The 10,123-nt window shown below is 59.4% G+C and carries 9 protein-coding genes and 1 pseudogene; 6 read left to right on the forward strand and 4 right to left on the reverse strand.

Annotation, left to right across the window (positions count from 1 at the left end; all coding sequences use genetic code 11):
- Positions 1–59: 59 nt before the first annotated feature.
- A pseudogene (locus tag DW925_RS09680) lies at positions 60–500 on the forward strand (transposase).
- Between the two features lie 161 nt (positions 501–661).
- Here DW925_RS09680 and DW925_RS09685 read toward each other — a convergent pair.
- Together DW925_RS09685 and DW925_RS09690 are read right to left on the reverse strand one after the other, a co-directional pair.
- The gene (locus DW925_RS09685) at positions 662–907 is read right to left on the reverse strand and encodes a glutaredoxin (protein WP_117582828.1); all 246 of its coding nucleotides are present in this window, start codon (positions 905–907) and stop codon (positions 662–664) included.
- A 52-nt stretch (positions 908–959) separates the two neighbouring features.
- The gene (locus tag DW925_RS09690) at positions 960–1,787 is read right to left on the reverse strand and encodes a TipAS antibiotic-recognition domain-containing protein (RefSeq protein ID WP_117582829.1); all 828 of its coding nucleotides are present in this window, start codon (positions 1,785–1,787) and stop codon (positions 960–962) included.
- Positions 1,788–1,927: 140 nt separating this feature from the next.
- Between DW925_RS09690 and DW925_RS09695 the strand changes: the two genes are divergently transcribed.
- Entirely contained in the window at positions 1,928–2,665 is a 738-nt protein-coding gene (locus DW925_RS09695; protein ID WP_233503761.1) for a tRNA (N6-threonylcarbamoyladenosine(37)-N6)-methyltransferase TrmO, read from the forward strand.
- Positions 2,666–2,776: 111 nt separating this feature from the next.
- Positions 2,777–3,988 carry a MalY/PatB family protein gene (locus DW925_RS09700; RefSeq protein WP_117790904.1) on the forward strand — a complete coding sequence of 404 codons (1,212 nt, stop codon included), beginning with the start codon at positions 2,777–2,779 and terminating at the stop codon, positions 3,986–3,988.
- A 96-nt stretch (positions 3,989–4,084) separates the two neighbouring features.
- On the opposite strand, the gene DW925_RS09705 is transcribed toward DW925_RS09700, so the two are convergent.
- A complete protein-coding gene (locus tag DW925_RS09705) occupies positions 4,085–4,564 on the reverse strand; it encodes a pyridoxamine 5'-phosphate oxidase family protein (protein ID WP_117790905.1) in 480 nt (159 codons plus the stop codon).
- Positions 4,565–4,606: 42 nt separating this feature from the next.
- A complete protein-coding gene (locus DW925_RS09710) occupies positions 4,607–7,411 on the reverse strand; it encodes a transporter substrate-binding domain-containing protein (RefSeq protein ID WP_117790906.1) in 2,805 nt (934 codons plus the stop codon).
- A 211-nt stretch (positions 7,412–7,622) separates the two neighbouring features.
- Here DW925_RS09710 and DW925_RS09715 point away from each other — a divergent pair, with 211 nt between their 5' ends.
- The 3 genes from DW925_RS09715 to DW925_RS09725 all read left to right on the forward strand — a co-directional run bounded on the left by DW925_RS09715 (position 7,623) and on the right by DW925_RS09725 (position 10,042).
- On the forward strand, positions 7,623–8,048 hold the full coding sequence (locus DW925_RS09715) for a potassium channel family protein (RefSeq protein WP_055252221.1): 426 nt from the start codon (positions 7,623–7,625) through the stop codon (positions 8,046–8,048).
- 36 nt (positions 8,049–8,084) lie between these two features.
- Positions 8,085–8,618 carry a TIGR00730 family Rossman fold protein gene (locus DW925_RS09720; RefSeq protein ID WP_117582834.1) on the forward strand — a complete coding sequence of 178 codons (534 nt, stop codon included), beginning with the start codon at positions 8,085–8,087 and terminating at the stop codon, positions 8,616–8,618.
- A 125-nt stretch (positions 8,619–8,743) separates the two neighbouring features.
- The gene (locus tag DW925_RS09725) at positions 8,744–10,042 is read left to right on the forward strand and encodes a chloride channel protein (protein ID WP_117630051.1); all 1,299 of its coding nucleotides are present in this window, start codon (positions 8,744–8,746) and stop codon (positions 10,040–10,042) included.
- Positions 10,043–10,123: the final 81 nt, after the last annotated feature.

A 10,123-nucleotide genomic window follows, 5' to 3' on the forward strand; every position in this document is an offset into this window, starting at 1 on the left:
CGCCCCCGCCGGCGCTCGTCGAGGCCGAGAACAGGCAGGTCAGGTTCCTGGCCGCCCGGATATCGGAGGCCCTCGACGAGGCCGGGGCCCTCGAGGCCGAGACGGCGGCGCTGCTCGAGGGCGACGAGACCTACGCGTGCCTGCTCACCGTGCCCGGCATCGGCCCGAGGACCGCGGCGCAGCTCGCGGTGTCGGTCGACATCGGGAGGTTCCCGGACCACGACCACCTGGCCTCGTAATGCGGCATAGCCCCGAGGGTGAGGAGCTCCGGAACGTCGGTGAGGTCGGTCAGGGCGTCCAGGCGCGGCGACGCGAGGCTCAAGTCCCTGCTGATCTTCTCGTGCAACAGCCTGGTGAGGTCCTCGGGGCGCTACGGCGAGTACTACCGGGCCTGCAGGGCGCGGGGCATGGGGCACGGGCGGGCGCTCAAGGCCGTCGCGAGGAAGCGGCTCAGGGCGATATACGCCGTGATGCGCGACCGGGTGCCCTACCGGGAGTAGCCCCGACGGTTGACAAAACTATAGGAACACCCAATGACTAGATTGAAAAGCTGTACGTCAGCATCCAAAGATGTCGGAAAATGTCGACTTTGGATGCTGGCGTACATGTTTGGTTCGTATGGGTTCGGCTCGGTTGGCGCGAACTGGCCGCAGTGCGCGTGCTAGAGCAGGTTCTTCTGCACCCACGCGATGATGTCGCTCGACTCGTAGAGCGGTTTACCGTCGATGAACAGGCAAGGAACCTGGCGTTTTCCGCCGACGGCGATGAGCGTCTGCTCGGCATCGGAATCGGTCGAGATATTGCGCTCGGGAATGGTCACGTCGTTATCGGCCAAAAAGCGCTTGACCTTTATGCAATACGGGCAGCCAGTCATAACGTAGAGCGCGAGTTCATGATCAGTAGCCATGGTGTCTCCAATCGGTTGAGGTTTCGATTGAAATACCCAAAGCCGCTGCGGTCTATGCGTGAGCCGACGGCGACTCGATCGCCTGAACCAGAAACGCCGTGGCACCGGCGCCGCAGGGCTTGTCGTAGTAGTCGATAAAGCGCTGATCGGCAAGATAGCCGCGGGCGAGGCCCAGGTATGCTTCGTCTTGGGGTTCGTGTCCCCAGTTAAGGCCAATCCATCGACGGTGCATTGCGACAAGCTTGCGCGCCTCGCTTCCATCCGGTTCGCCGTCGCCCATGGCGATCGAGAGCTGGCCCAGAATAGCGCGTTCAAGTTCCTTCATGTCGTTCCATGTCTTGGGGTCCATGTCCAGCAGTGCCTCGTTTGCTGCATCGACGGCCTCGTCGCCATAGCGCGCTCGCGCCTCGGCACCGTAGCGCTCCTCGTTTTCCTGCACGGTACGCCAGCGCTCCAGTTGCGGCAGCACGGCGCCCATGAGCGAGACGGCTTCGTCGAGCGACATACCGGTGTTTTGTGCCAGGCGCGGGGCGCAATCCTCAATCATGGCCTCCATCGTGGTCTCGTAGGTGTACTTGCCGCGGTCGTAGCACCACTTGCAGTAATGGTCGGTCGTGGCGCCCGCGGCATCGGTGCCGCAGTCGTCGGGCGTGAGCACCATGCCGCAGCTCTGACAATAGTGCTCGGGCATTTCGAGCAGGTGCGACAGTGGCTCTCCGGTAACGGCGGCAATGAGCTTCATCATGTCGATGCCCGGGGTGACTTCGCCGCGCTCCCAACGGCTCACGGCTTGGCGCGTGACGTAGAGCTTGGCGGCGAGCTGCTCTTGGGTAAGGTTGTTGGCGCGGCGGACGGCGATGAGTTTTTCTGCAAAGGCCATGACGGCTCCTTTCTGGTGCTTGTTGGCTTAAGCATACGCGGCAGCCGATGTCCTTCCAAGCAACCGTTGGTTGCACGACGGGGACCGCGGCGAAGAATTGCGCGCAACGCCCCACACCTCCATGCCGTACAATGACCGGCATGGAACCTATCGCACACATATATACCGACCTGCCGCAGAAGTTCGGCATTCCGCGCAACAGCTTTTTGGCGCCTCATCTGCAGGGACGCATCGTCTTTGAGCCGGAATTTGCCTCCAATGCAGCGGTTGAAGGCTTGGACTCCTTCTCTCACCTATGGCTGCTGTGGCGCTTCGAAAACGGAACGCCCGGCGGCACGGCTAAGGACATAGCCGCCGATGCCAAAACGCAGGACAGGTCCGGCACCAACGCAAAATGGTCGAAAACCGTGCGCCCGCCGCGTCTGGGTGGAGCCGAGCGTGTGGGCGTGTTTGCCACACGCAGTCCGTTTCGCCCTAATCCCATCGGGCTCACCTGCGTCAAGCTCAGCCGTGTCGAGCTCACCGACGATGGCCCCATCATTCATGTGCTGGGGGCCGATCTGCGCGACGGCACGCCCATCTACGACATTAAGCCCTACATTCCATTTGCCGACTGTCACCCGGATGCGACGGGCGGCTGGATTGAGGACGCGCCGTGGCAAGAGCTCGACATCGAGTTCCCGCAGACGCTGCAGGATATGGTCCCGCCCACAAAGCTCCCCGGCCTGGTCGAGGTCCTGCGCCAAGACCCACGCCGCGCAGGCAGCAAGCACGAGCCGAACCGCGTCTATCATCTGGCCTTCGCCGGGCTCGACATATCTTTTACGGTTGATGAAACCCAGCTAACCGTAGCCGCCGTCAACGACGCGCGGGGCTAACCTGCCATTCGTCTGCACCCGTCAAATTAAGCGCCAAACCCCGCGCCAAAACCGCTCACGCTGTTGGACAATAACGCCTACCAAAACAATCACTTTGCATGGGAGCTCAGCATGAAATACGACTTTAGCTCGCTAATCGACCGCCATGGCATGGACTCCATCGCCGTTGACTCCTGGGGTGAGATTCCCGGTATGGCTCCGAGCGCACCCGACGAGGGCTTCGACCGCATCCCCATGTGGGTAGCGGACATGAATTTTGCCACGGTGCCCACGGTCCAGGAGTACATCATTCAGCGCGCCCAGCACCCCATGTTTGGCTATTTCGATCCGCGCCCCGAGTACTTCGACCGCATCATCGAATGGCAGAGTCGCCGTAATGGCGTCGAGGGCCTGGCACCTGAGCACATCGGCTACGAAAACGGTGTGCTGGGCGGTGTCGTGTCGACGCTGTGCGCATATGTCCAGCCGGGCGATGCGGTGCTGGTCCACAGTCCCACCTACATCGGCTTTACCAAGTCCATCGAGGCCGCGGGCTATCGCATTGTCCACAGCCCGCTTAAACTCGACGACCAGGGCGTGTGGCGCATGGACTTTGAGGACATGGAGCGCAAGCTCGCCCAAAACCATATCCATGCCGCGGTGTTCTGCTCGCCGCACAATCCCTGCGGCCGCGTATGGGAGCGCGACGAGATCGAGCGCGCCATGGACATCTATCGCCAGCATGATTGCGTGGTGGTCTCGGACGAGATTTGGTCCGATATCATCCTGCCGGGTCACAAGCATATCCCGACGCAGTCGGTGAGCGAGGATGCCCGCATGCGCACGGTTGCCCTCTACGCGCCCAGCAAGACGTTCAACCTGGCGGGCCTGGTCGGCAGCTACCACATCATCTATAACGAGACGCTGCGCGACCGCGTGTGCGCCGTGTCCAACAAGACTCACTACAACGAGATGAACGTCCTTTCGATGCACGCGCTTATCGGCGCCTACCAGCCGCAGGGCTACGAGTGGGTCGATGAGCTCAATCAGGTCATCCAAGGCAACATTGACTACTTCTGCGATTACGTGGACGAGCATTTTGAGGGCGTGGGCTATTCGCGTCCGCAGGGCACGTACATGGTGTTTCTGGACTGCACCGAGTGGTGCCTCGAGCATGGCCGCGATATTCAGTGGCTGCTCGACGAGGGGGCGCGCGTGGGCGTGGGGTATCAGGACGGCCGCCCGTTCCACGGGCCCTGTCACATCCGCGTGAATCTGGCACTGCCGCTTTCGCGGGTAAGGGAGGCGTGTGAGCGCCTGGACCGCTACGTTTTTGGGGTATAGGGGGCGCTCGATTCGAGTGCTGCCCCATGTGCCCACGCCGTCAAAATGCGTGGGCACATGGGGCGCAGAGGGTAGCGAGCGCGTTTTTCGCATTCGCTACTTTTCGTGAATCTGCTTGCCGCAAAGATGCTCAATCGAAATCTCGTAGAGTTGGACGCCCTTGATGTCTTTGGCGATTTCTTCCTCGACTTCTTCGGCAGAAGGGTAGTACTTAAGCGCGAGCTGACGGACTTTGTCCTCGATAAACGCAGGCGCTTCATCTACCAGGCGGCAACGGCCAAAGACCACGGTGCTCATGACGTAAGGAGCCCAGTCGCCGTCCTTGTACCACTCGTTGCCGTAAACGGTAAAGCAGACTTTATCGTCACGCCTGAGCGAATCGACCTTGTGGCCGGCCTTGGCGCCATGGAAATAAATCTTGTCGTGCTCGGCGTCAAAGAAGTAGTTGACGGGAATGGCATAGGGGTAGCCATCATCGCCGTTGACGGCAAAGACGCCGCGCTTACAGGTGGCGAGCAACTCGCGCGCTTCCTCGTCAGTGATGGCGCGTTTCTTTCGACGTAAGGGCCTAAACATCGTTGGCTTCCTTTCTGGCTGTGCATGGTGGTTGAGCACAAACTATAGCGAAACGGATCCGTATTTCTTGATACAGGCGAGTATGTTTTTGAGCTTGCTAAAGTCGAGCGGTTTGGGCAGATGGGCGTTCATACCGGCATCGTGTGCCGCCTTGGCGTCTTCGGCAAAGGCGTTGGCGGTGAGCGCGATGATGGGGATGTCGGCCGCATCGGCCTTTTCGCTCAGGCGGATCGCGCGGGTTGCCTCGTAGCCGTCCATGCCCGGCATCATGATGTCCATCAGGATTGCATCGAAGCTGCCGGCGGGACGGCTAACGTATAGGTCGACTGTCTCGTTGCCGTCGGCGGCGCGAGTCACGACGATGCCTTCGCTTTCGAGCAGAGCTTGGGCAATCTCGGCATTGAGTTCGTTATCTTCTGCCAAAAGGACGTTCATGCCGGCGAGCGAGCAGCTGCTTACCTGCGTGTCTGCACATTCTTTTATCTGAGGGTTCTTGTCGATATCGAGCGGAATCCGGACGTCAAACGTACTCCCCACGCCAACCTCACTCGAAATCTCAATCGTGCCGCTCATCATATCGATGAGCGATTTGACGATAGACATGCCAATGCCGGTTCCTTGGAACTTGCTGCGCGCATCGGCGCCTTCCTGGGCAAACGGCTCGTAAATGTGCGTCAAAAACTCGGGCGTCATACCAATGCCGGTATCCGAGACGCTAAAGCAAAACACGGCGTGCTCGTCGTCGACCGGTTTGATGGTCGATGAGAACGTGACGGTGCCTCCGTGCTTGTTGTACTTGATGCTGTTGTCGAGCAGGTTGACAAGGATCTGCCGAATATGGGTGGGGCTGCCGATCATATATTGGTCGACAGCGTAGGGCTCGCTGGTGTCGAGCATGGTTATGCCGCGGTCCGATGCGCGGAGCTTGCACAGTACGAGCGCATTGTCGCACAGCTCTTTAAGGTTGAATGATTCGTGCTCGAGCGTCACTTTGCACTCCTCGATCCTGCCCATCTCGAGGATGTCGTTAATCAGTGACAGCAGGTGATTGGCGGCAACGCGCGCCTTGGCGCGGCTTTCGCGGGCGACCTGCATGTCGCCTTCTCTCAATTCCTCAATTTCGATAAGGCCTAGGATGCCGTTGAGCGGCGTGCGGATGTCGTGGCTCATGCGCGTGAGGAAAGCGGTTTTGGCGGCGTTGGCGGCATCGGCTTTCTGCCGTTCCTCCTGTGCGCGGTAAAGCGACCAGACAAGGATGACGATGCCGGTGAGCAAAATGCAAATGACGACTGCCGCAATGACGATGCGGTTGCGGTAGAGAAGTCGGAACGCATCCGATTCTTGCGCCGAGTACGATGTGGGGAAATAGCTGTTTGCAGAGAGCGATTCACCTGCATTGACGATGCCCTTATTGATGATTCCCAGCAGCTCGGGCTTGCCGCGCGAAATTAAACACGATAGTTGTGCCGTGTTGGTGAGTTCCTGTGTTTCGAAATCCTCGATGTCGTAGATGTCGCGGAGAGTTTCCAGGCGCGTGCTGGGGACAATGATGCAACGTGCCTTCCCCTCATCGAGGGCTTTGAGCACCTCGCCGTCATTCGAATACTCGGTTACCGTTGCGTTCGGAAAGAGACTTTCGAGCTCAAAACGGTTAACGATTGTGCTCTTTGTACAAGCGATGTTCTTAAGGTCGCTGTTCAGGTTTTTGCCACTGTGAATGGCGGTCAGCGAAACCGTTCCCATCGAGTTTGACTGGATGACCCCTGTCTGCTCGGCGAGCCAGTAGTCGCGAAACAACGGCAGGGCGACATCGATGGTTCCGTTGGAAAGGGCTTTGATCATTTGCTTGTTGTTCGAGAGTGCGATTGTTTTGACCGTAATGTCAAACTTGTCGTGCAACGTCGTTGCAAGCGAGGCGAGCGACCCTTCCATCTCGCCGTCGTCATTTTGCGTACAGTAGGGAAGTTGGTTTTTAAGATAGCCGAGCGTGATGGTATTGCCGTTTTCTTTGAGCCAGGTGGTCTCGGTGCCGGTGAGCGATGACGAGCCACTGTTTTGGGTCGAGTAACTCGTTTTGACTTCCTCGTTATAGCGCGGGTTATCGCGGGCGATGGTCGTCATGGCGGCGTTGATGTCGTTCATCAGGTCAGGGCGGCTTTTGGGAACGGCAAAATAGTAGTCGCTCGAGCCTACGTAGAACATGGGTGACGCATCGGGCGACGAAATGGTGTCGTTCATGATGACGGCGTCGACCTCGCCGTCTGCAAGCGCCTCAAAGAGGGCGCTGCCGGTGTCGATTTCTTTATAGGTGCAGGTAACGTCTTCGTTGGCGAGCCACTGCTGGCCGACGATAGTTTGCATAACGCCAGAGTTGCAGCCGATGGTGAGGCCTTGGAGCGCCTGAGGGTCACCCTTGGCCAGATCGTCGCGGTCGGGCCTGGCGTAGATATAGTAGCGCTCGGTGCCCTCGGGATTTGAGGAAAAGAGCAGCTTCTGCTCGCGTTCTGCCGAATACGAGATGTTGGGCATGAGGTCGATTTCGCCCGCCTCGAGCATGTCCATAAGCTCGGAGAAGGTGCCGCTAACGTATTCGTATTGCCAGCCCTTTGTGTAATACGAGAGGGTCTGGAGGTACTCGTAGCCCCATCCCGAGAGGCGCTCGCCCGGCGTGCCTTCCTGGAAGCCTTTGTTGTTGACGAGCCAGCCAACGCGGACCGTCTTGACCTGGTGGTCGGAGTCGGCGGCAAAGGCGGGGGCAGGCATGACGGCGCTCAGTACGGTGAGTACGGCAACCGCAACGGCTAGGGTGCGATATAGAGCCAAACGAAGGATGGCGGAAGGTTTCACATGAAATCCTATCGAGTCGAGACAGTATCACATAAGGATACCAGCTCAACCTGCCCACTCAGCCACCGCACCGCTAAACGGTCAGGTAGTCATTGGGGACGTTCTTGTTTGACTAGTCATTTAAGAACGTCCAATGACTAGTTCCGTTTGCGGGGGAGGCGTGGGACAATACCGAGCGAATGTGATTGGGCGTCTGGGAAAAGGGGTCGCGATGAACAAGTTGAGGACGCTTGCCGACGTGTTGCGCCAGGCTGGCTTTGCGCGCATCACGGGCCTGTTTCTTGTGTTCTATCTGCTGTGCTCGACGGCCGTCTGGCTGTCCGAGCCCACGACCCTCACCTTTGGCGATGGACTTTGGTTTAGCTTTGAGACGGTCTCGACCATCGGCTTTGGTGACATTCCGGCCGAGACACCGGTTGCCCGCGCGATTACCGTCGTCTTGAGCGTCATCAGCATCTTCTACATCGCCATGCTTACGGGCGTGGCGGTGAACTACTGCAATACGCTCATCAAGATGCGCCAAAAGGACACCATGGCGCGCTTTATGGACGATCTTGAGCATTTGGAAGAGCTCGATCGTGACGAGCTCGCCGATCTTTCGCGTCGCGTGCGCGAGTATCGTCGACGCCAGCGCTAGAACGGGCGCCGTGCGTCACGATGAGGGGGACTGAATATGAATATCACCGTGTATCTGGGTGCCAGCGTCGGTAATGACCCGGCGTTTCTGCCCGCGGTGCAGGAGCTGGGCAACTGGATTGGCGCTAACGGACACGCGTTGGTATACGGCGGGTCCAAGTCGGGCTTGATGGGCGCGCTCGCCGATAGCGTGCTCGATGCCGGTGGACACGTGACGGGCGTGGAGCCGAGCTTTTTTATCGAGGCCGAGTTTCAGCACGATGGCATCGACGACCTCATCGTGACGAGCGACATGGCCGAGCGCAAGGCCAAGATGATCGAGCTTGGTGATGCCTTCATTGCCTTTCCCGGCGGGACGGGTACGCTCGAGGAGATTGCCGAGGTCATGTCGGCCGTGTCGCTGGGGCATCTGAGCGCGCCGTGCATCCTGTATAACCTGGACGGTTACTACAACGATCTCAAGGCGCTGCTCGGACGCATGATTGATAAAGGGCTTTCGAGCCCGAGGCGCCAGCACGGCATCTACTTTGCCGACGATTTGCGCGAGATTGCCTCGATTATCAACGGATAAGTCTTGAGCCTGCCCCACTATGACTCCCAATGGTGCCGTTTGCGGCGCAGACGGTTGGCTCGTTCGGGTAACGCTCGCTCTACAATAAAACGTATCTTTGCCGAATTTGACCACGGGAGGTCCCGATGGATAGTCTTGCAAAACCCAAAAACCGTGCGCTGTTTTTAGTTAGCGTTGCCGTGACCGGTGCGTTCGCAGGCGCCGCGGTCTGGCTGTTCTTTTTTGCGATGGAGCACGGTGTCGACTATCTATGGACCGAGATTCCGCACGCGCTGGGCGTCGCTTCGCCTGAGCTCGCGAGCGGCCCGTTCGGTTTTCTGCCGTACCCGTTTTTTGTCTGCTTGCTGGGCGGCCTGCTGATCGGTCTGTACGAAAAGATTACGGGCACCAAGACCGATGACCTCAACCAGGTGATGGCCAAGGTTAAACAAGACGGTCGCTACCCGTACGACAACCTCGGCAAGCTTTCGCTTGCGGCATTGCTGCCGCTGCTGTTTGGCGGAAGTATTGGACCGGAGGCCGGCCTGACCGGAGTTATCGCGGGTCTGTGCAGCTGGGTCGGCGACCGCATGCGTCGCTTTGGCGCCGAGTTTAGGGAGCTCACGCTGCTGGGCACCCAGGCTGCCCTGACGGCGCTCTTTACCGCGCCCGTGTTTGGCTTTGTGGCGCCGCTCGCCGGTAGCGCCGACGGCCAGGGCGCTGGCGAGGACTCCGCGTCCGATGAGATCACCATCAAGCTGCCCAAGGCGCAAAAGACCGTGGTCTACGGCATCGCGATTGCCGGCGGTCTGGGCACCTATCTGCTGCTCGGCCAGCTTATGGGCGGCGGCATGGGCATGCCCAGGTTCGAGGCCGCCCAGGTGGGTAACCTGGAACTTGTCTGGCTCATTCCGCTGGCGTTGGTCGGCACCGTATGCGGTTGGCTGTACTTTGTCTCTGAGCATGCAAGTGAGGCGCTGTCCCATGCAATAGGGGAGCGCCCCGTCGTCAAGGCCATGCTGGCTGGTCTGGCGGTCGCCATCTGCGGCACAGTTCTGCCTTATACCATGTTTGCCGGTGAGACCCAGGCCGACGTACTTATGGAGACCTACCTCACCATCCCCGCCGGTGTGCTCATCGCGACCGGTCTTCTCAAGGCCATGCTGACACCCGCCCTCATCAACATGGGCTGGCGCGGCGGCCACTTCTTCCCGGTTATCTTCTCGGGCGTAAGCCTGGGCTACGGCCTTGCCATCCTGACGGGCGCCGATCCGGTCTTTTGCGTCGCCGTCTGCACGGCCTCGACGATGGGCGCCGTCATGCGCCAGCCGGTCATGGTCGTGGGCTTGCTGCTCATGTGTTTTCCGCTTAAAGGCATCGTCTGCATGATCATCGCCGCAGTCATTGCGGCAGGCATTCCGCTGCCCAAGCCGCTGCGCAAGTAGCACGATAGCGCGTGCCGGGGATATACCATTTGTCACGGATTTGCGGGGGGTGTTCCTATAGTTTTGTCAACTGGGAAATGC

The organism is Collinsella sp. AM43-1 (assembly GCF_003467925.1).
Classification (GTDB): domain Bacteria; phylum Actinomycetota; class Coriobacteriia; order Coriobacteriales; family Coriobacteriaceae; genus Collinsella.